Below are 24,149 nucleotides of genomic sequence, written 5' to 3'. Positions count from 1 at the left end.
AGGATCCCGCATGCGGTAACCGACGTTAGTCGGCCGCTCGGGTCCCGCCGATCTCGGGCAGGTGCTTGTAGAGCGTGGATCGGGAGACGCCGAGCAGTCGAGCGATCGAGGACACCGATTCCTCGGGTTGGGTGAGCATCGCTCGGGCCTGGCGGATCTGCTCGGCATTCATCGCTGGTGGTCGGCCGAGTCGTTGGCCGCGGGCGCGCGCGGCGGCCAGGCCCTCGTTGGTGCCGGCCACGATCAGCTCGCGGACGAACTCCGCGAGCGCGGCGAACACATGGAGCCCCTAACGGCAACGGTCTAGCCCGACCTCCGGGTGGCGTAGTACCAGGCGAAGCTGGTGCCAAGCAGTGTCACGAGGGGCCCAAAGACGATGCTGCCCATCGATTTGACTGCCTCGAGCTTGTCAACAGGCGCGAACACCGAAGCGGCAAGCAGGAACAGCGACGTCGCGGCCACCAGTGCGAGCAGACCACGAGCGAGGGTGAACCGGTGCTGTGACACCGACACCACATTGCTCATCGTCACCGCGTGGGTACCGGATGTAGGCGTTTCGTCCTCCTCGATCGGGGAGAGCGAAGCAGATCCGAGGTCCGCCACGAAAGGGGCGTGGATCTCATCATCCGGATCTGGATCCGGATCGTTTGCGGGATGTGGCGTTTCGGTCATTCGAAGGCGTCAGCCCGCCCGCACTCGCCACAGACCGAGACCAGGTCATTGCCACACCGAGGGCACGGGCACCCGTATGAGGTCCCGATGACGCTGTCGACCCCGCTTAGCGGTTCTTCGTTCTCGATGATGTCGTCCGCAGTCTCGCGCGAACGTCTTCCGTCTGTCACTGGGCGCGCACACCCCCTGTCGTGAAACACGATAACTGCCTGTGACGCCCACTGGACGTCAAACCGCCTGAATGCCAAGGTCTTCGCTCATCCCTTCGCGGCGTTCGGCCGACTCCCCGGCCCGATCGCACTGACGTTCGGTATGCGCAAACTGTAGCACGTAGTCGCGTATCAGTTGCATAACCAATGCGCACAGAATACATACTGTTTACGTAAACTGGCTTGACAGTCAACGAACAAACGCATACTTTCGTTACATGGTTTGCACACAAAATGTGCGCAAACCAGGTCATCTAGCTGGGACTTTGGAGGTGCACAGTGATGGCCGTCACCGACATATCAGCGCCGATGAGAGTGACGAAGGCAGGCAGGGACCGCGCCCGTGCGCGAACCTGAATCGACAACTATCGGATGCAACTAGGGCGTCGCCGTGCGGTCAGGGGATATGGAGCGGCGACGGAGCGTGAGGAGATCAGTAGCGATGTCTGTTCAGGACCGAACCCACGATCCAGCGGGGACCGCCGCTCAGGGCAGAGCGGATGTGGTGCGACTGTCGATCAACTTGGCCCCAGATGTCGCCGCCGTGCTTCGAGGCTGGGCTGAGAGAAAGCGAATCAGCGCGACCGAGGCGGTTCGGCGCGCGATTGCCGTTTGGAATTTTATTGAGACCGAGAAGGACAAGGGCAACTCGCTTGCCGTCGTGGAGAACCTGCCAGGAGGCAAGCAGCGGATCCGCGAAGTGGTCCTAATCGACTGAGGCCCGAACCGCGGGCGCACAAATTCATGCCGAGCGTCGGCAACGCAGAAGACCACCAGGCGATGTGGTGGAGCGCAAGCTCCACCACATCGCCTTTGGCGTAACCGGAGTGAGGTCGGAGTTAACCCACGAGAAGCGCAAAGGAAGTGACCCTCACCGGCGGCTGGAGTCTACGGGCGAGCCTTGGTGAGGTGCCCGAACAGGGTTGAGCGCTTCACACCGAGGATGTCGGCGATCTGCTGGACGGTGTGTTGGCGCTCGTCGTAGAGCCGTTGGGCTGTGGCGGCTTGGTCTGTGGTGAGCTTGGGGCGCCGACCACCGACCCGGCCGCGGGCCCGCGCCGAGCTCAGTCCGTCGCCGGTGTTCGCGACGATCAGCTCGCGCTGGAATTCTGCGAGCACCGACAGCATCCCGAACATCGCTCGTCCTTCGGCGGTATCGGTGTCGATGCCTTGCTCGATCACTTTCAGTCCGATTCCGCGTTCGCGCAGCTCGGATCCAAGGGTCACCAGGTGCAGTACCGATCGGCCCAGTCGGTCGAGCCGGGTGGTGACGACGGTGTCGCCGCTGCGCGCGATCTTGAGCACCAGATCCAGCTGTGGCCGTGAGGCCTTCGCTCCGGATGTCGTATCGATGTGGATGTCGGCTTCGGCGACGCCGGCGCGGGCGAGGGCGTCGATCTGGTGGGCCGGGTTCTGCTCCGCGGTGGAGACTCGCACGTATCCGATCAGCATGGTGTCGAAAACTACGCGATGGCACCGACATCCGACATTGATTCTCGACACGAGTTATCGACTATCGGCTCCTGGGCGTTCGCGCCGGACTGCCGGGGTGTCGGCAAACGATCGTTTCTCGACACTATTCAGTGTCTACACCTAGCTTTACCCCGTGAGGGGAGGCCCAGGTGCGGCGGTCGCCGGGCAACCCTCTTGGCCGTCGGCGTCGCCCTTGTGTCACTGGCACGGATCGCCCTCGGCTGGCTCCGCGCGAGAGTGGTCTTGTCCGTCGACCGCTACTTCGGCTGGTGAGGTGGGCGCCCCAGCTCTCGCCGGGACGAACAAGGCGGCCTGTAGCGTCATCCGGATGTGGGGAAACAAACCCAGCCTCGCTGACTACCTCGGCCAACGCTCGCGAGCAGCTCTGGCCGATCTTGAGGCGCTCCCGGCTGACTACCTCTTGAGCGAAAACGAAGACATCCTGGTGGCTGCTCTACTCCAAAGGCACATGCCGAAACCGATCGAGATCGACTGGGCGGGAGTGGAGCGAAGCGCAGTGTCGGAGACGACGACGCAGTCCTGGGACCACTTCGACCGCAGCCAGAGTCACGAGGTTCCCGCGAGCAAGCTGTCGCTGCATTTCCCCTTCACGGGCACCAAGGCCCTCCTCGAGCACCAAGCTTCTACCTACAGCATGGGCAGCACCTCCGACGCGAAGATACAGAACTCCTCGATCACTCTGGAGATCGTTGAGCGCAACCTGACGCCGGAGGTGGTTCAGGGACGCATCGCTGGGGTGAAGGCTGACCTGAACAAACGTGCGGGGTGGGCCAATAAAGACCTGAACGAGTACGTTCCAACCGCGGAGCGCGCGATCCGCACCGCGTACTCCAATCGCAAACAACGCCTTCTCAACGATCGAGCAGTCGAAGATGCGTTGGGGATCCCGGTCGTGTCGAGGGGCGCCCCTCGACAGCCAGTTCCTGCGCGGCGAAAGCAAGTATCGCTGGAGCAGCGCCGTGCTAGTTCAGCCTCCTTCGTGCCAGAGCCCGTCTTGGATGAAGCCCTCTACCAGGAAGTGCTTCAGCAGGTGCACGGGTGGGCCAGGACCATGGAACGAGCGCGGGGGACGAGCGTCAAGCTGGGGGAAGAAGAACTGCGGGACCTGCTGCTCGGCGCGCTAAATGGGTACTGGGAAGGTGCTGCTGGCGGCGAGCTGTTCAATGGCGCCGGCAAGACCGACATCCTCGTACGCCATAACGACCGCAACGTCTTCATCGGCGAACTCAAGATCTGGCGCGGGCCTATGGTCGTTGCCAAAACAATCGATCAGATCCTGAGCTACCTGGTGTGGCGAGACAGCAAAGCAGCCATCGTCATGTTCATCAAGAACACGGATCCTTCAGCGGCTATCGAGAAGTTGCACGACCACGTCGAAGCGCATCCGAAGCACGCACTTACAAAGCCCAGTTCCGACCGGACGAAACAGGTCGACTACATATTCACTGCTGATGATGAGGGTCGCCGGATCTCACTCGCCGTGATCCCGGTTGTGCTGCAGACTCCCTGATCGAGATCGTCGCCCAGCAGTGCCTAAGTGGTTGTCCTTGGTGTCGGCGGCGGTTGAGTGCGGCCAGCAGCACCGTGATGGTCTCGGCAGATCGGCGAGGACTTCCTCGACGTCGCGAAGGAACATCCCTTCCACCGCTACCACCCCGCCATGCTGGATCGCACATCGATCCCCAGCCACGCGTTCGATGCGCTGGCCGGGTGGGATGCGACCACGGGCATTGGCACGGTTTCAGCCAGTAACTCCCTCTCCTTGAGACGAGAAAGGCCCCAGGGGCTTGTCGGCTCCTGGGGCCGATATCTCAGCGGGCTTGCGGGAACAAGCGACGCTGTACCCGGGTGCTCGGCTCTCTCACTCGACCATCCGGGGCCTCTGAACGCTACCGCAATAGTTACTGGCCGGTAGCGTTAGGGCTTACACCTACGGTAAGGCAGTGGGGGCCGTCCAACGAAGCGGTAGACAGCCCAACTGGACGTCAAAGCAGGGGGAAAGCCCGAACACCTGGGCGAGCGTGGTGAATCTGCGACGAAACTGCCCATCGGCGAGACCGTAAAAGCTTGACAAGAACGGCGTTGGACACTGCTCGATTCCGTTGGACACGGGCGAGATAGGACCGCGAACACACGTTTGACACTGGTCGGTCGCCTAATTGGACAGAACTTTTCCTTTTTTACAGTGCATGGTTTGTTTGCGGTTTCGTGATCTTCTTGTGATGGGGCAGAATTCGGAACTACCGGACCGTAGGACTCGGCCCGGTCTCCGGTCATAGAGCGGGAACTCGGTGACCGGGGTGTCGTGGCTGTTCGTCTAAGTCTCGGCTCTCTCACGCATGTTGGTAGCCGGCCGCAGTTCAACAGCGGTCTTCACGCGCTCGATGCCCCGCACGGGTATTCGATCGGGGGTCGTCTGCGTCGGCTGCCGACACGACAACAGGAAGTGACTCGTGTCCACATCCCGGCGGGAACGCCCTGATCAGTATTCTCCTGACCCATCCATCTCCACGAGTCCGGCGGGGCCGGCGGCGCCGGGCTCTCTGTCGTGGCCCGAGGCGTTCCTGGCCGCGGTTATCGTTTTGGCGGGCTTCACCTATCACTATCTGTCCGTCAGGCAGGGCACCGATCCGGCGCAGGCTGTCCGGTACCTGATCGCGATCGCGGTCCCGTTGGTTGCGTTGGTCCTGCCGAGCACCGTGCTCGGCGGGGCGACCCGCGCCGTGTGCCGAGCGCTCGGCGCCGTATTCAGCAACCTCGGAAACGGCGGGACGCGGTGACCGATCCGACCGGCACCGCAACCGGCGAAATCGCGAACCTCGACGAGGCCGGCGCGGCGTACATGGCGATGCTGCGCCGTATCCACGAGATGTCCGGATTGACCGCAGGACAGATCGCAATGTACGGCGGCCTGCCCCGGTCCACCGCGTACCGGTTCGTCGATGTCAAGAACACTGTGGTGCCCAAGAACCGAGACCAGGTGGAGGCATTCCTCCGTGGTTGCCGCACTCCGCAGAGCAGCGTGGACCGCATGCTGGAGCTATGGGATGACCTTCACGGTGTCTCACGCCCAAAGGCAACGCCGGCGGTCGATGGCCTTCTACCCGACATCGCAATCACCAACTACCCGCTGACGCCGAAAACGAAGACCGCCGCCGCCAGAAGGCAGGAGTGGGACGAAGAGCAGTACTACCGGACCAATATCCGCCCCGCACGCCGGCGCTCCACTCCTGTACCAGCCGCACAGTCTCTACCGTCACACGAGGATGAGCCGACCGAAGGGATCGGGCAGCCGTTCCCGATGCACCCCCACGACGATCCCTGTATTGTCTGCCAGGCCCTCAAGCGCCCCTTGCCGGATATCAACGAATCGCAGGCGCCGAAGTCGCTGTGGGAGTTCGTACTCGAGTTTTGCGGTCCGATGGGGCTGTTCGTCTGCATGCTCTACCCGCTCGCCGCGGCTGTATGGTTCGGTCGCCAGGGCGCCGACGAATCTATCGGAATCGCCTCGGCTGCGTTGGTGGTGATGTTCCTGAGCGCCGCCCGCCCGGGGGGCCGACGCCCCAGCCTGACCCCGAACAGGCTGTTCTGGTCGTCAATCAGCGGAATCTCTTCGGCACTGCTTTCCTGGGCAGCGATGCCGGCACTGCCCACCGCTGCGCTCACCGGCTTCGCTGTATTCGTCGTAGCCCCGACATGGTGCACCGTCACAGATTGGACCGACATCGCCACCGCGCGCGGCGCTTTCGCATTGATCGCCGCGCTCTGGTTCGGATTCACGATGAGCGCAGCCGCCTTCTACATCGGGCTGCACATCGCCGGGGCCATCCTGGTTGGCGCCCTCGGCACAGCAACAGCACTCACCGTGCTCTGCATCCGTACTCCCGCCGAAGAAACCGCATGGACGAACCTGCGAGCCAGAGCGCCCTACGCCTCCAGACAACCTCACCCCACTGCCCAAACCACCGACTCCCTAAAACGAAAGGGATTCGACTATCTGACCGACTGAAGCAAAGGCACTTCCAGCCTCGGAATCGGTTGCGGCTCGGGAGGGCCGGCGCTGAGATGGGGTGCGGGGTATCCGCTGCAACGGATACCCCGCCGAACCGGAGCCGCGTTCGGATGCACAGTGCCTGCTCCGTGCGAGTTGCCTGATGATCAGGGTGCTTAGAGCGCTGCTTGAAGCAAGTCGACGGCTTCGCCCATCCCGTATCTACCAGCAAGGATCTGTAAGAAGCGGTCGGCTCTGGTATGTCCAGAGAGCAGCGCGAGCCGCTGAAGTTCGAGCAAGGAGGCGACGAGTTGAACGACAGAGAGTCGGTGCAGACCAGGCGAGCACACCAATTTGCGTTGTGCACATTCGCGCTGGCCTATGACCGGGCTACCGATGGCGCGGAGGGTGTCTTCGATCAGGCACTGACCAACGGGTTGGCAGCGATTGTGGCTCACACGTGGCCAGGGCAGGAGAAGGATAAGCAGGGTCCGCGCGTGCGGTCGGCCAGCCAGTTGCTTGACGTAATCGAAAACAACACCGACAAGACTGGACGCATACCCCACGACCACGACGCCCCGGTCGACGATGACGCTGCATCCCGCGACCCGTTCGATTTGCCTCCTTACACCGTCGTGGACATCGCGACGCTGCGTGATTCGTTGACTGCGACACAGGTCATCCGCCATGCCCGTGACGTCGACGACGATCCCACTGCGGCCCTCACCGAGGACCACGTCAAAGCGCTGATGGCGCTCGACTGGCATCCTGCGTTGCGCAGCGTACGTGACGTCCATATGGATAGGGACTGGGAACGCGACGGTCGCAGCGACGACGCCGAGACCGATAGGGCTCAGCGTTACTACGATGCTCTGGACGACATGGAGATCGAGCGCCGCCGCGCCCTCGACTACACCACATTGGCACAGCCCACGATGCTTGACGACGCGATCGCCATCGAGGGCTGCCCGGTCTGCGGCGCTTGTGCATTCGTCGCCCGCGCTCACGATGGCCTGCGGTCCGAGGTCGGGATCGGTCATTGCTGGGTGTGCTCCTACGAGCGCACCGGACGTATAGCGGAACGAGAAATGATCGATGAGCTGCTACGTCGCGCTGCGCAGTGACCCTCGCCCGGAATCTGGACACGCAGCCTAAGGGGCCCGCCTGCAACGTCGGACGCTGACCATCACCAGTCCCGCGCTTTCCGGGCACGGGCGAGGTTGTCCAGCCGTCGGCGAGACCGGCACCCCTGCTGACGATGATTCGGACTGCAGTACCTGGCAGGACGCCCGGCCTTGCCGGGCTCGCGAGGTTTGAGCTCGCGGATACACCACCAGCACCGGCCTTTCGGCATACGCCCCAGGTAGGCCAGCAGTCGAACCTGGTGCACAGGGTTCACCCGGATCGCGCCGGAGACCCAGCCGATCATCTTGTAGTTCTTCTCCGCGGCCGCGGGAGTGTGTTCGAGTTCTTCGAGCAGGTCGAAGACGAACTCGCGGTCATCCTCGGGCAGGGCGGCCCACGCCGCCTCCAGATCGACGGCCAAGGACTTGTCGGCAACGTGATCGCCCACCGGATCACGCCGATATCTACGACGGCTCATCGAATCCCCTCCTCACTTCCGTCTACCTCCGGCGCCGGGCGCCGACCCAACGAGCCAGCGGGATCGAGGCGCCGGCCGAAGCCGATCGCGAACGCTTCAAACACCCTCGGCACATCCTCGGCCCGGGCCCGCCGCAACGCGGTGATCGCCACCACGATCACCGCAACGACCAGGACAAGGACCGGCAGCTGCATCCAGAACACCGACCACGCGGTGATCTGAATCCCGGACGCGACAACAGCAGTCGACACACACACCTCCAGAGACGACAAATAGGCCCCCGACATGGCGTCGGAGGCCTGATCCACTAACGAAAAAAGCTCCAGCAGAGCACTGCCGGAGCCACTGGGCACAGAGCTGCCCTAACAATCGAGAAGTGTAGCGCCACAGGAAACTTCGATCAACCCCCACCGTTTGCGCTGGTCAACGCCATCCGGCGCCGAAGGTGCCACGTACGGCGCCGGATGGGATTTCGTGACACTGTCACACTTGTCGACATAATGCGGGTTCTATTCTCCACTGGCGCATCTGCTTCAACTCGCACACATAGGTACGCGGCCACACCTGCGAAACTCGGCAACTGTGCGAATTCGCGTACTTCGGGGCACACCCGAAAACTGGGCGGATTCGCCATACGTGTCGTCGTGTCGACCACGTTTCGGCTCGGTCCCAGTGGTCGGGTCCGGAGCGTGGCCGCGAACTAGGTGAGGGTCTAGGCGGGCAGATCGATCTGGTCGGGTGTTTTGTCGTTGCGTAGTCCTCGCTAGAAAGAAAGCCTCAAACAGCGCATCGCCGCCCTGCAACGTGTCGCTGACCGGCACGAAGCCACCAAGACCACAAGCTAGGAGCCTTAGCAGTCGTGACCGACCAGGAAGAACGCGACGCCATCAACGCTGCCATGGACCGCCTGTTCGCCGGAACGCCGCTGCGGTCTTCTGGCAACCTCGACATCGTCAGTCTGGCGCAAGAAGCAGGGCTCAAGTTAGATGCCACAGCAAGCAGTACGTTCGGGCGGATGTTTCTCGCCTCCACTCTCCCAGCCACTCCAGCCGAAGCATCAGTGTGCGAGCGTAATCCGGTTAAGTCCACCACACCTGAGTCGTGCGGGGCACGACTGGGCAAGATGAACAGATGACCGCTGCCGGGAATCCCGAACCACCCCAGCCATTCTCGCCAACCGCGCACCAGACACTGCGCGACCTGGCCGCCCACGCGAGTAGCGGGGTGACCATCGTGTGCGGGTTCCCGGCCGCAGGAAAAACCACCGCCACACGGTTGCTGGCCGAGCTGGTGGACCCGGTCGTGCTCGACAAAGACACCTTCGCCCCGCGGCTCGAGGAATCGGTCATGGCCGAGCTCAACGGCAACCCACACGACCGCGACAGCGACCTCTACCGCCGTGTCGTCTCCCCGCACCTCTACGCTGCCCTGGTTCAACAGGCCGTCACGATCGCCCGTCGATGCCCCGTCGTGGTCGACGCCCCGTTCCTCGGCTACATCACCGCCGCCGGCGAACAGGAGCGGCGGCTCAGTGACTACATCCGCACCATCGCCGGTGACGACGCCGTGATCCGGACGGTGTGGGTCGAGACCGACACCACGCAGATCCGGGAGCGAATGGCTCTCCGAGGTGCCGAGCGCGATCGGCCCAAGCTCGCCGACTGGCAGACCTACCGCGCCAATGTTCTGGACTCCGGCCTGGCCCACACCGGCCCCCGCGTCACCGACTACCGCGTCACGAACTGACTCCACTGACCCCAGCTACGCCGCCGGGTGCGTCGACAGCTCCGGTCACATTGACTGCGATGGTCGATGTCTCTGCTGCGTAGTCGCACGCAGCAGGGCTTATTCGCTGGGCTCGACGCGGTTGATCGCCTCTTTGAGCAGGGGCAGCACGTCAGGGTCGACGTAGTAGCGCACCACGACCTGATTCGGGCGACCGGAGTACTCGACGTGAAGCAACGCCCGCTCTGCCGGGAGGCCGGAGTGCGGGTGGTCGCGTGTCGCATCGTGTGTGGCTCGGCGGATGGCGTTGGTCAGGCCGGCCAGGCTTTTGGCGCCGGTCAGTTCCATCAGCCGCGCAGGAGTGGCCGACCCGCCCTCGTCGCAGAGCAGTCGCAGGGTGCCGCGGGCCTTCGGGGCGAGCTCGCGCACAAAGGTTTCCAGTAGAGGAAGCTCCCACCGGAATGGTTCCGGCTCGCGCAACCCTGCAGGGCCGAGCCGTTCGGCCAGGGCGATGTTGGAGGCCAGAAGGCCTAGCTGCACCCGGGTTTCCACCGAGGCCGGTGAGTAGAGTTCGTCAGCCATCGCCAACTGCAGCTGGCGCCGAGCGATAGCCAACGCGTCGAGTTCCCCCGAAGTCATGGCGTACAGGCTATCCCGTTGCCAGCCCGCGCCAGAGCCTTTTCGGGTGCGGCTGTTGAGCGGCTGGGTGTCAGGTCTGGTCGTCGGTGCCAGCACCGGGGGCGTTGCGTTTGATCGACTCGATGCCGGCCAGCGCGGAGGCCTTGCTCGTGTACGCCTGACCCTGAGCGATGATCTCGCCGTTACCGGCCTTGAGCCGGAACCTGAACTTGCCCGCAGAATCCGTGTACAGCTCGAACGTTCCGGCCATGTGACCACCTCGTCTTCTGCTAAAGAACGGATAACACCTGTCCAAACGAACGGTAACCCCAGCTCACTTCCGCGAACCGGCCGACACGCGATAAAAGAGCCGTAGGCTCCGGACACTCATCTGCGTACGTCCCCCTCGTATGCCCTCCGGAGTTGCCCGGTTTGCATCCACCGGGGCGGCGGCGAGATCCGGACGCAGACCCACTCGGCCGGGCGCGCGCTGCCGCGGATGCGGTCACGGACAGGCCTCAAAGGGGCCCGTGTATGGATGGGCTGCTGCGTGCTATTCGGGGTCTGCGGGCACGAGATAGACGATGCGCGCCAGGAACGGGTACCGACCGGGAGCGTTCTCGTCGACGGACTCGACGAGGGCGTGCTGCGGGTCCAGCACGTCGCGTACCTCGAACACGCTCGCCCCGCCGGCCACCAGCCGTACCCGGTCTCCGACGTGCACGTTCTCCTTGCACGGATCATATGCCAGTATTCGAACATGAGTGCGAATGATGCGTCAGGTGCTTGGAGGCCGGTGTGGACGATCAGCAACGGTCGAACCGACGTCGACCCCGATGCGCTCTACGAGAACGACCGCGAACGGTGGGAGGCCCCAGCGCCGGTCGCCTGCCCGGCAGGGCACGAGCTCGGAGCCGGCCGCGTCCTCGTCGGCCATCGACCGTGCACCTGTGGCCGCGGGCACCGCACCTACTGCTGTCGCACCTGCGAGGCGATGATCTTCTGGCCACCTATCGGGCCGGGCTGTACGGATGCCTCCTTCGACGGCCGCGCCTGGCAGGTAACCCGCAACCCTTGACCACACGCAACTCGGCCTGAAGCGGCGACTACTCCGGCGTCGCTTCGTGGCCGGGGTCGGTAGTGGAGAGGAAGTGCCTGGCTTTGGCCTGGGCATCCTTTTCCACCGCGTGACGGGCAGCGCGATCTCGGGCTGTGTGGCGGCGGCACCGGTGGGCGGGTGGGCCGCTGGACCCCGTTGTGACAGGGTCGGAAGCTGGTACTGGTCACCCGCAGTCTGGTACAGGGATTCGGGCGTTCGACGTCGAATGCCAGCTGGCGGCCCCGCTCACCTAGCGCCCACCTATCGGCGCTCCGCGCCTCCGACGTCCATGACCTCTACCCGCGCTTGTGTCGACCTGGTGGCATCACCATGGCGATTGCAGTCATGAAGAATCCGCGATAGCAACAGGGTCGGGTCGGCCTGAGTCTCCCGCACAACCATGCGATTCGGCTGCCGGTTGCCTGCGTTCAGGACTGTCGAGCTATCCCGCTGCCAAGTGCCCATCGCTGTCATGCGGTGTTGAAAATCCTCCTTGCCGACGGAGTTGAGGGAATGAACCCGATTCCTTGATGCCAGGAGCATTCTCGATGTCCCTCGTCGGCCCACTCTCGTACACCGTGCCGCAGGCCGACCGATTGAATACCCGAACCTGCTCAACCGCTTCCGCTCGAATCCTGGCGAACGGGAATAGGTGGGAACGATCGCTTGACGACTCCGGTCCTATGGAGCGTTGATTGACGACCCGAATTGCTCTGGTCATCCCAGATCGTAACCGACTGGGATGGAGCAGCTTTCGGCAACACAAATGAGAAGAAGTAGAGCAGGAGGAACATATGAACGACAACGAAGAGTATTTGCGGGCGAAGGACTGCGAGAGGTTGACAGGGATTCCGGAGGCGACCTGGAGATGGTGGGCGCATATCGGCTACGGCCCGGTCAGCTTCAAATTGGGGCCACGGCGCCGGGTATGGCGCAAATCTGCGGTACTGGCCTGGATCCAAGAGCAGGAAGAAGAGCAGATGGATCGACGCGGTGAGGCGGCGTGATGGCGGTGACTCGTAGCCCGCGGTCGGGCATCGAGGATCGCTGGTACCCCACTGTGGTCGAAGTGGATCCGGAGACCGGGAAGGTGACCAAGAAGAAGGTCAAGTCCGAGGAGCGTTTCAGTACAAGAAAGCGGTGGCGGGCCCGGTACGTCGATCCGAATGGCGTCGAGCGGTCGCGATCGTTCGATACCAAGGTCGCGGCGCAGAACTATCTCGATTCCGAAGTGACGACGAAGGTCACGACGGGCGCGTGGGTTGACCCCGATCGCAGTGGAGTCTTATTCGGCGTGGCCGCCGAGAAATGGTTCGCCACAAAGAAGTTTCGGAAACCGAAGACGGTGGCAGGTTACCGATCGCTACTGGACACGGTTGTGCTCCCGCGATGGGAGTCGGTCCCACTGCGTGACATCGAATTCGAGGACATCCAAGAATGGGTCGTCAGCTTGTCGGATTCGGGCAGCACGCGATTCGAGGGTCGCGGCCTGTCTGCGTCGCGGGTCATCCAGTCGTATCAGGTGCTGGGGCAGATTCTCCGGTTCGCGGTGAAGTCGAAACGGTTGGCCTCCAATCCCGCGGAGGATATCGAGCTGCCGTCGATGATGGCGGGGGAGCGGCCGTACCTGACTCACCTCCAGGTGTTGCAGGTGGCGATGGCGGCCGGTCGCTTCCGGCCGTTGGTGCTGACGCTGGCGTACACCGGAATCCGGTTCGGTGAGGCGACGGCGCTTCGGGTGATGGACGTTGATCTGGAAGCTCGTCGCATCCGGGTGGCGCGTTCGGCAACCTATGTCCGGGGTGCGGGCACGATCCTGACCGACACGAAGAATCACACGGCTCGTGCTGTCCCGATCCCGGAGATCCTGGCGAAAGAGCTCGCCAACCTCATGAAGGGGCGTCGACTCGACGCGCTGGTGTTCCCGAGCCGGAAGGGTGGCTACCTGGAGTCGACAGAGTTCCGGTGGGTGTTCGATCAGGCTGTCGAAGCGGCGGGGTTGAGTCCTGTGGCTCCGCACGGACTTCGCCACACGGCAGCTTCGCTCGCGATCAGTGCCGGGGCGAACATCAAGGTTGTTCAGCGGATGCTCGGCCACAAGACGGCCACGCTGACTCTGGACCTGTATGGGCACCTGTTCCCGGACGATCTCGACGCCGTGGCGGTCGGAATGGACGTCGGCGCCAGGACTGCTGCGGACCGACTGCGGACCGGGTGAGATGACGACGTCGAAAGCGACGGCAAAAATACCGTCTGACCTGGTGCCGAGTGTGGGACTCGAACCCACACGCCCTTTCGGACAACGGTTTTTGAGACCGTCGCGTCTGCCAGTTCCGCCAACTCGGCGCACCGGAGGGAATGATAGCGGGTCGGTGGCGAAATCGACGAACCGGTCACCCCTTGCTGTGACCTGGGGGAGGTTTGCCCTGGGTATATGCGTTCTATGCCGAAGTGAAAGGTACTCTTTACATCACTCGATGGCGTGACGGTGGCGCTTCGGCCGGATATGTCCGGCCGTGGCTGCCCTCGATCGTGTCGGGGCTCGAGCATCGAACCAGAGGGGTCTTCTATGAGCACTACTGCGGGCGCGGACGCCAAGGCCGGCGCCGTGGCGAAGCGTGTCGTCGTCGCCGAGGACGAGGCCTTGATTCGGATGGATCTGGTCGAGATGCTCACCGAAGAGGGTTATCAGGTGGTCGGTGAGGCGGGCGATGGCCAGCAGGCGGTCGACCTCGCGGTGGAGCACCGTCCGGATCTGGTGATCATGGATGTGAAGATGCCGCGCCGCGACGGTATCGACGCCGCCGCCGAGATCGCCTCGAAACGCGTTGCGCCGGTGGTGATCCTGACCGCGTTCAGCCAGCGTGACCTGGTCGAGCGCGCCCGCGACGCCGGCGCCATGGCTTATCTGGTGAAACCGTTCACCAAATCGGATCTGGTGCCTGCCATCGAATTGGCCGCGAGCCGGTTCCACGAGATCACCGCGCTGGAAGGCGAGGTCGCGAGCCTGTCGGAGCGGCTGGAGACGCGCAAGCTGGTCGAGCGGGCCAAGGGCGTGCTCATGCAGACCCAGGGGCTGTCGGAGCCGCAGGCCTTCAAATGGATTCAGCGCACCGCGATGGATCGCCGGACCACCATGAAGGCGGTTGCGGAAGTGGTGCTGGAGAACCTGACGCCGCAGTGACCGTCCGCCGGACGGCATTCACGACGCGATTTACCTCCACGAAACATGATCGCGAAAAAGAATTCGACACGATGTCATCTGCATGATCCGAATGTGGTGCGGATCTAACGTGCCGAGGCTATGTTTCTGCGCAGGCTGAGTGGTCGGCCTCCTCGGTTGGCCGGGGGAGCACAGGAACGTATGAGGTGAATCGTGCTTAGTTCGACATGGCGAAACCGTACGATACGAGTGCTGGGGGTCGGCGCGGCCGCAGCCCTGGTTCTGGCCGGGTGCAGTGAGAAATCTACGGGCGATTCGGAGGCCACCGGGACCGACGGCGCCGGGGGCCTGTCCATTCAGCCGGTGATGCAGATCGACGCCGAGGGCAAGGAAGTGCCCGCCACCGACACCACCTCGGCCGCCGATCCCGCGGGCGACGGTTCGGCGACCTGCCCGGCGGGCACCTCGATCGCGATGGCGGGCGCGCTGACCGGACCGAACGCCGCGCTCGGCATCAATATCCTCAACGGGGCGAAACTGGCGATCGACCAGCACAACACGGCGAACCCGGGCTGCCAGATCGAGCTGAAACCATTCGACACCGAGGGCAATCCGCAAAAGGCCACGCAGGTCATCCCGCAGATCATCAATGATCCGACCGTCCTCGGTCTGGTCGGCCCGGCCTTCTCCGGCGAGACCAAGGCCACCGGCCAGATCCTCAGCGACGCGGGCCTGGTTGCGGTGTCGTCGTCGGCCACCAATGCCTCGCTCACCCAGAACGGCTGGCAGAGCTTCTTCCGCGGCCTGGCCAACGACGACGTGCAGGGCCCGTCGGTGGCCAACTACATGATCAACACCGCCGGCTACAAGAAGGTGTGCGTCGTCCAGGACAACACCGATTACGGCACCGGCCTCGCCGCCAGCGTCACCGCGGCGCTCGGCCCGGTGGCCGATCCGGCGTGCGCGGCCAGCATCAAAGAAGGTGACAAGGACTTCTCCGCCACCGTCACCAAGATCTCGAGCGTGAACCCGGACGCGATCTTCTACTCCGGCTATTACGCCGAGGCCGCACCACTGGCCCAGCAGCTGAAGTCGGGCGGCGTGGAGGCGACCTTCGTCTCCGCCGACGGTAGCAACGATCCGCAGTTCGTCGCCCAGGCCGGAAGCTCGGCCACGGGTGCGGTGCTGTCGTGCCCATGTGGTCCGGCGCCGAAGGAATTCACCACCGAATACGAGGCGCTCAACGGCCAGGCCCCCGGCGTCTACTCGGTCGAGGCCTATGACCTGGCCACCATCCTGGCCACCGGCATCGACGACGGGAAGCTGACCCGTCCGGACCTGCTCGCGTTCGTGCGCGGCTACGACGGTGCCGGGCTGGCCCGTCAGTACAAGTGGAACCCCGACGGTGAGCTGTCCAACGCACTGATCTGGGTGTACGAGGTCAAATAGCGCAGTAGCGACGGCGCGTACTCCGACCTGCCGGTGGTCGGGGTACGCGCCGATCCATCAGGGGCGACAGCGATGAGGGCTTGGCACGGATGACTCCTACTGTTTACGTCGGTGCGTTACCGCTCGCCGACGGTTCGATCGACTTCAACTACGAAGGGGTGATCGATCAGTTCTGGCGGCTGACCGTCGACGGACTGTCCTATGGCGCGATCTACGCGCTGGTGGCCGTCGGCTACACGCTGGTGTACGGCGTGCTGCGACTGATCAACTTCGCGCATTCGGAAGTGTTCATGCTCGGCTTGTTCGGGCAGTACATCGGATTGATGTTGCTCGGGTTCGCGCCCAGCGGTGACGCCTATTCCGAGGGCGTCATCCTGACCGTCACCTATCTGGGTTTGGCCATGCTGATGGGTATGGCGGTGTCCGGTGCGGCGGCGGTGGGATTGGAGCGGGTCGCGTATCGGCCGCTGCGCCGTCGCGGCGCCAAACCATTGATATTCCTGATCACCGCGATCGGTATGTCGTTCGTGCTACAGGAATTCGTGCATTTCATCCTGCCGAAGCTGTGGCCGGATCTCGGTGGCACCAACGCGCAGCAGCCGATCATCCTGGTCGAGCCGACGGTGCAGTTCAGTATCGGCGGCGCCGACATCACCAATGTGACGATCGTGATCGTGGTGTCGGCGGTGGTGCTGGCCGGCGCCGCCGAAATGCTGATCAACCGGACCAAGTTCGGGCGCGGTATCCGCGCGGTGGCCCAGGATCCCGATACCGCCACGCTGATGGGAGTCTCGCGTGAGCGGGTCATCATGCTGACCTTCCTCATCGGCGGTGTGCTGGCCGGTGCGGCGGCATTGCTGTACGCGCTGAAGATCCCCAACGGCATCATCTACTCCGGCGGTTTCGTCCTCGGCATCAAGGCCTTCAGCGCCGCGGTCCTCGGCGGTATCGGCAATCTGCGCGGCGCGCTGCTCGGTGGATTGCTGCTCGGGCTGGCCGAGAACTACGGGCAGATCCTGTTCGGCACCGAATGGCGCGATGTCGTCGCGTTCGTGGTGCTGGTGCTGGTGCTGATGTTCCGCCCGACGGGCATCCTCGGTGAGAGTCTCGGGAGGGCCCGCGCATGAGCGAGAAGTCCACGACGATCGAGGCGCCGAAGCCGCCGCCACGGCCCATGCACGGCGCGGGCGATGCGTTGCGCGGCTGGTGGGAAGGTCTGAGCAGACCGGCGCAATGGGCATGCGGGATCCCCGCGATCATCGCGCTCGCGCTGCTTCCACTGTTCCCGCCACCACTGCTGGACACCCCGGGCACCAGCTTCGGTGGTGTGATGGCGCAGTTCGCGATGTACGCGCTGATCGCGATCGGCCTCAATGTGGTGGTCGGGCAGGCGGGGCTGCTCGATCTCGGTTACGTCGGTTTCTACGCGGTCGGCGCCTACACCGTCGGCCTGTTGACCAGCCCGAACAGCCCATGGAACCAGACCGACGGCGGCTGGCTCGACTCCGATTGGGCCTGGCTGGCGTGTGTGCCGCTGGCGATCGCGGTCACCGCGGTATCGGGTCTGATCCTCGGTTCGCCGACGCTGCGCTTGCGCGGGGACTATCTGGCGATCGTCACCCTCGGCTTCGGTGAGATCGTGCGGCTGCTCGCGGACAATCTGGGCGAGCTGACCAACGGCAGCCTCGGCCTGTCCGGCATCGCCTACCCGCACGTCGGTGAATCCGAGGAGCGCCCCAACGGAGTGTTCTCGGCGGGCAACGTCGGCGACGCCGACAGCGCGAACCTGCTCGACCGCGCCAACTCCGGCACCTGGTGGTACTGGCTCGGCATGTTCTTCGTGATCGTTGTGCTGCTGATCGTCGGCAATCTGGAACGCAGCCGGGTCGGGCGCGCTTGGGTCGCCATCCGCGAGGACGAGGACGCCGCCGAGATCATGGGCGTGCCCGCGTTCAAATTCAAACTGTGGGCGTTCATGATCGGCGCGGCGGTCGGCGGCCTGTCCGGTGCGCTGTACGCGGGTCAGGTCCAGTTCATCAACCCGACCGGCTTCAACATCATCAACTCCATGCTGTTCCTGTGCGCGGTGGTGATCGGCGGCCAGGGCAACAAACTCGGCGTCATCGTTGGTGCGTTTCTCATCGTGTACCTGCCCAACCGGTTGATGTCGGTGCAGCTGGTCACCGACGAGACCGCGGGCTACATCCAGCTCGGAGTCCTCGCGGCGGTGTTCGCCGGGCTGGCGGTGGCCTGGACGCTGTGGTCGCGCCGGTTCGGCATCTGGGTGCGCAGGCTGTTCGTCACGGTCACCGTCGTCCTCGGGGTGTACTGGGTGATCCTGCTCGGTGCGGTGTTGCTGTTCCGGCCACAGGGCGCGCAGACCCTCGGCGACCTCAAATACCTGTACTTCGGCATCGCGCTGGTGGTGATGATGATCCTGCGGCCACAGGGTCTGTTCCCGGCCCGGCAGAAACTGCTGGCCTATGGCAGGCAGATCTACCTGGCGGTGCGTAGACCGTTGCGCCGCGAGCCGGTGGGAGCGAACCGATGACCGGGCCGGGCGCGGGCGACGCGCTGTTCGACAACGAGGACATGGCCGCCGGGTACGCGCCGGAGCCCGAGGTGGAGTCGGCGGGCACGGTCGACGTCGCCGCGGTCGATCCGACGCTTGCCGATGCGGCCGCGGTCGCCGAGGTCGTCGCACCGCACCGCGAGATCGAGACCGAGGTCGGCGCCCCGCTGCTGCGCACCGACGAGCTGACGGTGCGCTTCGGAGGTCTCACCGCCCTCGATGCCGTCAGTTTCGAGATCCGCCGCGGCGAGATCCTCGGCCTGATCGGCCCCAACGGTGCGGGCAAGACCACCTGCTTCAACGCCATCACCGGCGTGTACCGGCCGTCGGCGGGCACGGTGTATTTCGACGGCAAACCGCTGACCAAGACCAAACGCAATGCCATCACCCGCCTCGGTATCGCCCGCACCTTCCAGAACGTGCGGCTCTTCGGCGAGATGACGGCGCTGGAGAACGTGGTGGTCGGCACCGACGCCAGGCACAGGACCTCGGTGCCGGGCGCCATCTTCCGCACGGCCAGGCACCGGCGCGAGGAACGCGACGCCATCGAACGCGGTATGGCGTTGCTGGAATTCGTCGGTATCGCACCGCGGGCGGTGGAGAAGGCGCGCAATCTGTCCTACGGCGATCAGCGCAGGCTCGAGATCGCTCGCGCGCTGGCCACCGAACCGAAACTGCTCTGCCTGGACGAACCGGCCGCCGGCTTCAATCCGAGCGAGAAGTCGGCGCTGATGGATCTGATCCGCAAGATCCGCGACGACGGCTACACGGTGCTGCTCATCGAGCACGATATGCGCCTGGTGATGGGGGTGACCGACCGCATCGTCGTGCTCGAGTTCGGCCGCAAGATCGCCGACGGCCTGCCCGCCGCCATCCGGGCCGATCCTGCGGTGATCGCCGCCTATCTCGGCGTGCCCGACGACGAGGACGGACAGGACGATCATGAGCACAGCTGAACCGATGCTCGAAGTCGACGAGATCTTCGTCAACTACGGCAGAATCCAGGCGCTGCACGGCATTTCGCTACGCGTGGCCGAAGGGGAACTGGTCACCCTGCTCGGCGCCAACGGCGCGGGCAAGACCACCACCATGCGCGCGCTGTCGGGGCTACTGCCGCTGACCAAGGGCCGCATCCTCTTCGAAGGCCGTGACATCAGCCGGATGAAGGCGCACGAACGGGTGGTGGCCGGTTTGATCCAGGCTCCGGAAGGGCGGGGCATCTTTCCCGGTATGACCGTGCAGGAGAACCTCGATATGGGTTGTTACGCACGGCCGTTCAAGCAGAAACCCGAATACGCCGCGACCCTCGACCGCGTCTTCGACCTGTTTCCTCGATTGCAGGAACGGCGCAAACAGATCGGTGGCACCCTGTCCGGCGGCGAACAGCAGATGCTTGCCATCGGCCGCTCGCTCATGGCGCGGCCACGGCTGCTGCTGCTCGACGAGCCCTCGATGGGGTTGGCGCCCATGGTGATCCAGCAGATCTTCCGCATCGTCAGCGAGATCAACGAGCAGGGCACCACCGTGCTGCTGGTCGAGCAGAACGCGAGGCAGGCGCTCAAACGCAGCGACCGCGGCTACATCCTGGAGACCGGTGAGGTGACCAAAACCGGCACCGGCGCGGACCTGCTCGACGACCCGGCGGTGAAGTCGGCGTACCTGGGTGTGGGATGAGCGAGCCCGCCCGGGTGTCGGCCGTTCGACTTGTCGGTGGCTGTCCCTAGACTCTGGGGGGTGAGTTCACCGACGACAGCCCAGCGTTCTGCCTCTTCCGGACCAGGCACGGCACCGAGCACCACGTCGAGTGCCGCAGCCGCCGCGACGGCCGCGGGGGAGCGGCCGACGCTGCTGCTGATCGATGGTCACTCGGTGGCCTATCGCGCCTTCTACGCGCTACCGGCGGAGAACTTCAAAACCGTCACCGGCCAGACCACCAACGCGGTGTACGGCTTCACCGCCATGCTGATCAATCTGCTGCGCGATGAGAAGCCCACCCATATCGCCGCGGCGTTCGACGTCTCGCGCCAGACCTTCCGCACCGAGGCCTACCCGGAATACAAGGCCAACCGCAGCGCCACCCCCGACGAGTTCCGTGGCCAGGTCGAACTCACCAAGGATGTGCTCGGTGCGCTGGGTATCCCGGTGATGGCGATCGAGGGTTACGAGGCCGACGACGTCATCGCCACCATCACCACCCAGGCGGTGCCACAGGGCTACCGGGTGCTCATCGTCACCGGCGACCGCGATGCCATCCAGCTGGTCAACGACGACGTCACCGTGCTCTATCCGCGCAAGGGCGTCTCCGATCTCACCCGCTTCACCCCCGAGGAGGTGCAGGCCAAATACGGCCTCACTCCGGCGCAGTACCCCGACTACGCGGCGCTGCGCGGCGACCCGAGCGACAACCTGCCCGGCATCCCCGGCGTCGGAGAGAAGACGGCCGCCAAGTGGATCCGCGAGTACGGCGACCTGGCCACACTGGTCGACAAGGTCGACGAGGTGCGCGGCAAGGTCGGCGACGCGCTGCGCACCAACCTGAGCAGCGTGGTGCTCAACCGGCAGCTCACCGAAATGGTGCGCGACGTGCCATTGCCGTACGCCCCCGATCAGCTCGCCCAGGCGCCGTGGGATCGCGAACGCATCCACGGGCTCTTCGACGACCTGGAATTCCGGGTGCTGCGCGACCGGCTGTTCGAAACCCTCGCCCCGCCGAGCCCAGAGGCCGAATCCGGGTTCGAGATCAGCGGTTCGGCGCTGGCGCCGGGCAGCGTCGGTGACTGGCTGACCGATCACGCGCCGGTCGGCGTGCGCCACGGTGTGTCGGTGGTCGGCTCCGGTGCGCCCGCGAACGGCGACGTCAAGGCGATCGCCATCGCGGCCGCCGACGGTGAGGGCGCCTATATCGACGTCACCGGGATGACACCCGAGGATGAGGCCCGCCTCGGTGCCTGGCTGGCCGACCCGGCGCGCCCCAAGGCGCTGCACGAGGCCAAGTCCGCGATCCACGCGCTGCGCGGGCGCGCCTGGTCTCTGGCCGGGCTCACCAGCGACACCGCGCTGGCCGCCTACCTGGTCCGCCCCGGGCAGCGCAGCTTCAATCTCGACGATCTGTCGCTGCGCTACCTGCACCGTGAGCTGCGCGCCGAAACCGACGAGACCCCGCAGCTGTCACTGCTCGACGCCGAGGACGCCGTCGACACCGAGGTCGCCCAGACCGAGATGCTGCGTGCCCGCGCCGTCGCCGACCTCGCCGAATCTCTCGACGGTGAGCTGGCCGGTATCGAATCCACCGCCCTGCTCGGCGAGATGGAGCTGCCGCTGCTCGAGGTCCTCGCCACGCTCGAGGACGCGGGCATCGCCGTCGACGTCGCCCAGCTGGAGTCGCTGCAGCGCCAATTCGCCGACAAGGTGAGCGAGGCGGCCAACGCGGCCTACGAGGTGATCGGTAAGCAGATCAACCTCGGCTCGCCCAAGCAGTTGCAGGTGGTGCTGTTCGACGAGCTCGATATGCCCAAGACCAAGCGCACCAAAACCGGCTACACCACCGACGCCGACGCGCTCGAATCGCTCTACGAGAAGACCGAGCATCCGTTCCTCGCGCATCTGCTCGCCCACCGCGACGCCACCCGGCTCAAGGTCACCGTGGACGGCCTGCTCAAATCCGTCGCCGCCGACGGCCGTATCCACACCACGTTCAACCAGACCATCGCCGCCACCGGCCGGTTGTCCTCCACCGAGCCGAACCTGCAGAACATTCCCATCCGCACCGACACCGGCAGGCAGATCCGCGACACCTTCGTCGTCGGCGCGGGCTACGAATCGCTGATGACCGCCGACTACAGCCAGATCGAGATGCGGATCATGGCGCATCTGTCCGGCGACGCGGGCCTGATCGAGGCGTTCAACTCCGGCGAAGATCTGCACACCTTCGTCGCGTCCAAGGCTTTCGACATCCCGATCTCCGAGGTGAACCCGGAGATGCGACGCCGGATCAAGGCAATGTCCTACGGTCTGGCCTACGGTTTGAGTTCCTACGGTCTGTCCGCGCAGCTGAAGATCAGCACGCAGGAGGCCAAGGACCAGATGGAGGTCTACTTCGCCCGATTCGGCGGTATTCGTGATTACCTGCACGAGGTCGTGGAGCAGGCACGCAAGGTCGGCTACACCCAGACCCTGTTCGGCCGCCGCCGCTATCTGCCCGATCTGGATTCCAGCAACCGTCAGCGCCGTGAGGCCGCCGAGCGGATGGCGTTGAACGCCCCCATCCAGGGCACCGCTGCCGACATCATCAAGGTCGCGATGATCAATGTGCACAAGGCGATTCAGGATGCGGGGTTGAAGTCGCGGATGCTGCTGCAGATCCACGACGAACTGCTCTTCGAGGTCGCCGCGGGTGAACGGGAGGCACTCGAAGCGCTGGCTCGGCGAGAGATGGCCGCCGCCATCGACCTTTCGGTCCCGCTCGACGTATCGGTAGGTACCGGGCGCAGCTGGGATTCAGCCGCGCACTGATCGCGTAGTCGGCGCGGGCCTCCGAGCCGGTCCTGCGAATGCTGCGCGACACCCCATGTCGCGCAGCATATTCGGTTCTCCGGTGGCCAGCTGCGGCGACAGTGGATCGGTAGCGCGCCCAGTGACTCCACCGGCGCCGCCGTCACTCTGCCGTTCCAGGTCGATGAGGTCGTCATCGACATGCCGTGGGCGCCCGGTCACCCGGGCGTCGCGCCCGGCACCCCGTTCGCGCTCCCCGGCGGCAAGGTGATCCCGGCGACTCGGCCCCTACTCGCCGGTATCCACCGCGAACCCCATGACCTGGGCGAACACTGTCCGGCGCGAAAGAAAACAGCAAGCAAATGTGGTTGCCTTCCCCGCGGGGACTCTCTATCCTCGGACGCGTGCCGAATCCCTCCGACCGCCACAGCGCCGCGCTGCATGTCGCCGACCGCGACAGCGCTGTGCTGAATCCGCACACCGCGATGGTGGCGCGTCGGCTACTGCTCGTAGTAACCCGCCGCAGCGGGGTCTGATTCGGACCGGCCCCCTCGCTGCGGGCCGTTTTGACGTTTTGTTGCTGGTCCCCTCTGCCGCCTGCAAGCATTCTCGGGAAGACCTACGTGCACATGACCATGCTCCTGGACAGCCATGACCTGATCGCCGCCGCACCACGGAGCCTGCGCTCCGAAAGCGCCGGCCTGACCCCCGACCAGTTCCGCGATCGCTACGGCGAACGCACCGGGCCGATCCGGCTCGGCGACTGGTCACCCGCCGGGAACCGGAACGCGAATTTCACCGCGACCCTCGAATTCGCCGGCCACCTGCGCACCGTGGTCGCCACCGGTAATCCGGTCGCGGCCATGACCTCGGCCCTCTACGACGAGGGCTATCCGGTCGAAATCCTGCAATTCCATCAACGCAGTACCGGCGAGGCCACCGCGACCTTCGTCCGATGCGAATTCAACGGCCGCTGTGGTTGGGGTGCCGCGCTGACCGGTGACGGCGCTGAATCCACGGTCCGCGCCATGATCGCCGCGCTCAACCGGCTCGGCGCCTGATA

26 protein-coding genes and 1 tRNA gene are annotated in these 24,149 nt (G+C 64.7%); 18 read left to right on the top strand and 9 right to left on the bottom strand.

The genetic code is table 11. The features are described from left to right. Positions 1 to 25 precede the first annotated feature (25 nt). A complete protein-coding gene (locus ACFXNW_RS28915; RefSeq protein ID WP_379420966.1) occupies positions 26 to 280 on the bottom strand; it encodes a recombinase family protein in 255 nt (84 codons plus the stop codon). Between the two features lie 23 nt (positions 281 to 303). Further along, the gene (locus ACFXNW_RS28910; RefSeq protein ID WP_379420965.1) at positions 304 to 672 is read right to left on the bottom strand and encodes a hypothetical protein; all 369 of its coding nucleotides are present in this window, start codon (positions 670 to 672) and stop codon (positions 304 to 306) included. A gap of 651 nt (positions 673 to 1,323) precedes the next feature. Here ACFXNW_RS28910 and ACFXNW_RS28905 point away from each other — a divergent pair. Beyond that, positions 1,324 to 1,599, top strand: a complete 276-nt coding sequence (locus tag ACFXNW_RS28905) for a hypothetical protein (protein ID WP_379420964.1) — start codon at positions 1,324 to 1,326, stop codon at positions 1,597 to 1,599. A gap of 170 nt (positions 1,600 to 1,769) precedes the next feature. Here ACFXNW_RS28905 and ACFXNW_RS28900 read toward each other — a convergent pair whose 3' ends face one another. Further along, positions 1,770 to 2,333 carry a recombinase family protein gene (locus ACFXNW_RS28900; protein WP_379420963.1) on the bottom strand — a complete coding sequence of 188 codons (564 nt, stop codon included), beginning with the start codon at positions 2,331 to 2,333 and terminating at the stop codon, positions 1,770 to 1,772. A 349-nt stretch (positions 2,334 to 2,682) separates the two neighbouring features. Here ACFXNW_RS28900 and ACFXNW_RS28895 point away from each other — a divergent pair, with 349 nt between their 5' ends. The 4 genes from ACFXNW_RS28895 (at position 2,683) to ACFXNW_RS28880 (ending at position 7,490) form a co-directional block, all read left to right on the top strand. Further along, a complete protein-coding gene (locus tag ACFXNW_RS28895) occupies positions 2,683 to 3,885 on the top strand; it encodes a hypothetical protein (RefSeq protein WP_379420962.1) in 1,203 nt (400 codons plus the stop codon). A 943-nt stretch (positions 3,886 to 4,828) separates the two neighbouring features. Beyond that, entirely contained in the window at positions 4,829 to 5,155 is a 327-nt protein-coding gene (locus ACFXNW_RS28890; protein ID WP_379420961.1) for a hypothetical protein, read from the top strand. Then, a complete protein-coding gene (locus ACFXNW_RS28885; RefSeq protein WP_379420960.1) occupies positions 5,152 to 6,384 on the top strand; it encodes a hypothetical protein in 1,233 nt (410 codons plus the stop codon). The genes ACFXNW_RS28890 and ACFXNW_RS28885 overlap by 4 nt, the downstream gene beginning before the upstream one ends. 242 nt (positions 6,385 to 6,626) lie before the next feature. Then, positions 6,627 to 7,490 carry a hypothetical protein gene (locus ACFXNW_RS28880; RefSeq protein ID WP_379420959.1) on the top strand — a complete coding sequence of 288 codons (864 nt, stop codon included), beginning with the start codon at positions 6,627 to 6,629 and terminating at the stop codon, positions 7,488 to 7,490. 62 nt (positions 7,491 to 7,552) lie between these two features. Here the strand turns inward: ACFXNW_RS28880 and ACFXNW_RS28875 are convergent, their stop codons facing one another. Together ACFXNW_RS28875 and ACFXNW_RS28870 are read right to left on the bottom strand one after the other, a co-directional pair. Beyond that, complete coding sequence (locus ACFXNW_RS28875; protein ID WP_379420958.1) at positions 7,553 to 7,969, bottom strand: hypothetical protein; 417 nt, start codon at positions 7,967 to 7,969, stop codon at positions 7,553 to 7,555. Next, positions 7,966 to 8,322 carry a hypothetical protein gene (locus tag ACFXNW_RS28870; protein ID WP_379420957.1) on the bottom strand — a complete coding sequence of 119 codons (357 nt, stop codon included), beginning with the start codon at positions 8,320 to 8,322 and terminating at the stop codon, positions 7,966 to 7,968. Before ACFXNW_RS28870 ends, ACFXNW_RS28875 begins: the two co-directional genes overlap by 4 nt. 506 nt (positions 8,323 to 8,828) lie before the next feature. On the opposite strand from ACFXNW_RS28870, the gene ACFXNW_RS28865 reads away from it, so the two are divergent. Both ACFXNW_RS28865 and ACFXNW_RS28860 read left to right on the top strand, forming a co-directional pair. After that, positions 8,829 to 9,104, top strand: a complete 276-nt coding sequence (locus tag ACFXNW_RS28865) for a hypothetical protein (protein WP_379420956.1) — start codon at positions 8,829 to 8,831, stop codon at positions 9,102 to 9,104. Next, positions 9,101 to 9,715 carry an AAA family ATPase gene (locus tag ACFXNW_RS28860; RefSeq protein ID WP_379420955.1) on the top strand — a complete coding sequence of 205 codons (615 nt, stop codon included), beginning with the start codon at positions 9,101 to 9,103 and terminating at the stop codon, positions 9,713 to 9,715. The genes ACFXNW_RS28865 and ACFXNW_RS28860 overlap by 4 nt, the downstream gene beginning before the upstream one ends. A 99-nt stretch (positions 9,716 to 9,814) precedes the next feature. Here the strand turns inward: ACFXNW_RS28860 and ACFXNW_RS28855 are convergent, their stop codons facing one another. The 3 genes from ACFXNW_RS28855 to ACFXNW_RS28845 all read right to left on the bottom strand — a co-directional run bounded on the left by ACFXNW_RS28855 (position 9,815) and on the right by ACFXNW_RS28845 (position 11,036). Continuing rightward, entirely contained in the window at positions 9,815 to 10,333 is a 519-nt protein-coding gene (locus ACFXNW_RS28855) for a hypothetical protein (protein WP_379420954.1), read from the bottom strand. A gap of 70 nt (positions 10,334 to 10,403) precedes the next feature. After that, positions 10,404 to 10,583, bottom strand: coding sequence for a YegP family protein (locus ACFXNW_RS28850; protein ID WP_379420953.1), 180 nt, complete (start codon positions 10,581 to 10,583; stop codon positions 10,404 to 10,406). Positions 10,584 to 10,865: 282 nt separating this feature from the next. After that, the gene (locus ACFXNW_RS28845; protein ID WP_379420952.1) at positions 10,866 to 11,036 is read right to left on the bottom strand and encodes a hypothetical protein; all 171 of its coding nucleotides are present in this window, start codon (positions 11,034 to 11,036) and stop codon (positions 10,866 to 10,868) included. Positions 11,037 to 12,205: 1,169 nt separating this feature from the next. On the opposite strand from ACFXNW_RS28845, the gene ACFXNW_RS28840 reads away from it, so the two are divergent. After that, the gene (locus tag ACFXNW_RS28840; RefSeq protein WP_379420951.1) at positions 12,206 to 12,418 is read left to right on the top strand and encodes a helix-turn-helix transcriptional regulator; all 213 of its coding nucleotides are present in this window, start codon (positions 12,206 to 12,208) and stop codon (positions 12,416 to 12,418) included. Then, positions 12,418 to 13,629: a tyrosine-type recombinase/integrase gene (locus ACFXNW_RS28835; protein ID WP_379420950.1), complete on the top strand. Its 1,212-nt coding sequence runs from the start codon at positions 12,418 to 12,420 to the stop codon at positions 13,627 to 13,629. Before ACFXNW_RS28840 ends, ACFXNW_RS28835 begins: the two co-directional genes overlap by 1 nt. A 41-nt stretch (positions 13,630 to 13,670) precedes the next feature. Here ACFXNW_RS28835 and ACFXNW_RS28830 read toward each other — a convergent pair. After that, a tRNA-Leu gene (locus tag ACFXNW_RS28830) sits at positions 13,671 to 13,757 on the bottom strand. A 223-nt stretch (positions 13,758 to 13,980) separates the two neighbouring features. On the opposite strand from ACFXNW_RS28830, the gene ACFXNW_RS28825 reads away from it, so the two are divergent. From ACFXNW_RS28825 to ACFXNW_RS28785, 9 genes are all read left to right on the top strand, one after another. Next, complete coding sequence (locus tag ACFXNW_RS28825; protein ID WP_163825809.1) at positions 13,981 to 14,595, top strand: ANTAR domain-containing response regulator; 615 nt, start codon at positions 13,981 to 13,983, stop codon at positions 14,593 to 14,595. Between the two features lie 228 nt (positions 14,596 to 14,823). Beyond that, positions 14,824 to 16,023 (top strand): branched-chain amino acid ABC transporter substrate-binding protein, encoded by a 1,200-nt coding sequence (locus ACFXNW_RS28820; RefSeq protein ID WP_379420949.1) that lies wholly within the window; start codon positions 14,824 to 14,826, stop codon positions 16,021 to 16,023. Positions 16,024 to 16,112: 89 nt separating this feature from the next. Beyond that, complete coding sequence (locus ACFXNW_RS28815) at positions 16,113 to 17,150, top strand: branched-chain amino acid ABC transporter permease (protein WP_379420948.1); 1,038 nt, start codon at positions 16,113 to 16,115, stop codon at positions 17,148 to 17,150. Beyond that, the gene (locus ACFXNW_RS28810; protein ID WP_379420947.1) at positions 17,147 to 18,574 is read left to right on the top strand and encodes a branched-chain amino acid ABC transporter permease; all 1,428 of its coding nucleotides are present in this window, start codon (positions 17,147 to 17,149) and stop codon (positions 18,572 to 18,574) included. The genes ACFXNW_RS28815 and ACFXNW_RS28810 overlap by 4 nt, the downstream gene beginning before the upstream one ends. Continuing rightward, complete coding sequence (locus ACFXNW_RS28805; RefSeq protein ID WP_379420946.1) at positions 18,571 to 19,551, top strand: ABC transporter ATP-binding protein; 981 nt, start codon at positions 18,571 to 18,573, stop codon at positions 19,549 to 19,551. Before ACFXNW_RS28810 ends, ACFXNW_RS28805 begins: the two co-directional genes overlap by 4 nt. Beyond that, positions 19,538 to 20,269, top strand: coding sequence for an ABC transporter ATP-binding protein (locus ACFXNW_RS28800; protein ID WP_379420945.1), 732 nt, complete (start codon positions 19,538 to 19,540; stop codon positions 20,267 to 20,269). Before ACFXNW_RS28805 ends, ACFXNW_RS28800 begins: the two co-directional genes overlap by 14 nt. 60 nt (positions 20,270 to 20,329) lie before the next feature. Further along, positions 20,330 to 23,107 carry a DNA polymerase I gene (polA, locus tag ACFXNW_RS28795; protein WP_379420944.1) on the top strand — a complete coding sequence of 926 codons (2,778 nt, stop codon included), beginning with the start codon at positions 20,330 to 20,332 and terminating at the stop codon, positions 23,105 to 23,107. Positions 23,108 to 23,490: 383 nt separating this feature from the next. Beyond that, positions 23,491 to 23,622 (top strand): hypothetical protein, encoded by a 132-nt coding sequence (locus tag ACFXNW_RS28790; protein WP_379420943.1) that lies wholly within the window; start codon positions 23,491 to 23,493, stop codon positions 23,620 to 23,622. 93 nt (positions 23,623 to 23,715) lie between these two features. Continuing rightward, entirely contained in the window at positions 23,716 to 24,147 is a 432-nt protein-coding gene (locus ACFXNW_RS28785; protein WP_379420942.1) for an alpha-isopropylmalate synthase regulatory domain-containing protein, read from the top strand. The last annotated feature ends 2 nt before the right edge of the window (positions 24,148 to 24,149 follow it).

It is taken from the genome of Nocardia sp. NPDC059180 (assembly GCF_042754945.1).
In the GTDB taxonomy this organism is placed as follows: domain Bacteria; phylum Actinomycetota; class Actinomycetes; order Mycobacteriales; family Mycobacteriaceae; genus Nocardia.
The sequence above is the reverse complement of the archived record's forward strand: the minus strand, read 5'-3'. Positions and strand labels throughout refer to the sequence as shown.

Bases quoted from the DNA above. Each gene is read 5' to 3' on its own strand.
- ACFXNW_RS28910 (WP_379420965.1), bottom strand. From the start codon at position 672: ATGACCGAAACGCCACATCCCGCAAACGATCCGGATCCAGATCCGGAT.
- ACFXNW_RS28905 (WP_379420964.1), top strand. From the start codon at position 1,324: ATGTCTGTTCAGGACCGAACCCACGATCCAGCGGGGACCGCCGCTCAG.
- ACFXNW_RS28900 (WP_379420963.1), bottom strand. From the start codon at position 2,333: ATGCTGATCGGATACGTGCGAGTCTCCACCGCGGAGCAGAACCCGGCC.
- ACFXNW_RS28895 (WP_379420962.1), top strand. From the start codon at position 2,683: ATGTGGGGAAACAAACCCAGCCTCGCTGACTACCTCGGCCAACGCTCG.
- ACFXNW_RS28880 (WP_379420959.1), top strand. From the start codon at position 6,627: ATGTCCAGAGAGCAGCGCGAGCCGCTGAAGTTCGAGCAAGGAGGCGAC.
- ACFXNW_RS28875 (WP_379420958.1), bottom strand. From the start codon at position 7,969: ATGAGCCGTCGTAGATATCGGCGTGATCCGGTGGGCGATCACGTTGCC.
- ACFXNW_RS28860 (WP_379420955.1), top strand. From the start codon at position 9,101: ATGACCGCTGCCGGGAATCCCGAACCACCCCAGCCATTCTCGCCAACC.
- ACFXNW_RS28855 (WP_379420954.1), bottom strand. From the start codon at position 10,333: ATGACTTCGGGGGAACTCGACGCGTTGGCTATCGCTCGGCGCCAGCTG.
- ACFXNW_RS28850 (WP_379420953.1), bottom strand. From the start codon at position 10,583: ATGGCCGGAACGTTCGAGCTGTACACGGATTCTGCGGGCAAGTTCAGG.
- ACFXNW_RS28840 (WP_379420951.1), top strand. From the start codon at position 12,206: ATGAACGACAACGAAGAGTATTTGCGGGCGAAGGACTGCGAGAGGTTG.
- ACFXNW_RS28835 (WP_379420950.1), top strand. From the start codon at position 12,418: ATGGCGGTGACTCGTAGCCCGCGGTCGGGCATCGAGGATCGCTGGTAC.
- ACFXNW_RS28825 (WP_163825809.1), top strand. From the start codon at position 13,981: ATGAGCACTACTGCGGGCGCGGACGCCAAGGCCGGCGCCGTGGCGAAG.
- ACFXNW_RS28815 (WP_379420948.1), top strand. From the start codon at position 16,113: ATGACTCCTACTGTTTACGTCGGTGCGTTACCGCTCGCCGACGGTTCG.
- ACFXNW_RS28810 (WP_379420947.1), top strand. From the start codon at position 17,147: ATGAGCGAGAAGTCCACGACGATCGAGGCGCCGAAGCCGCCGCCACGG.
- ACFXNW_RS28805 (WP_379420946.1), top strand. From the start codon at position 18,571: ATGACCGGGCCGGGCGCGGGCGACGCGCTGTTCGACAACGAGGACATG.
- ACFXNW_RS28800 (WP_379420945.1), top strand. From the start codon at position 19,538: ATGAGCACAGCTGAACCGATGCTCGAAGTCGACGAGATCTTCGTCAAC.
- ACFXNW_RS28785 (WP_379420942.1), top strand. From the start codon at position 23,716: ATGACCATGCTCCTGGACAGCCATGACCTGATCGCCGCCGCACCACGG.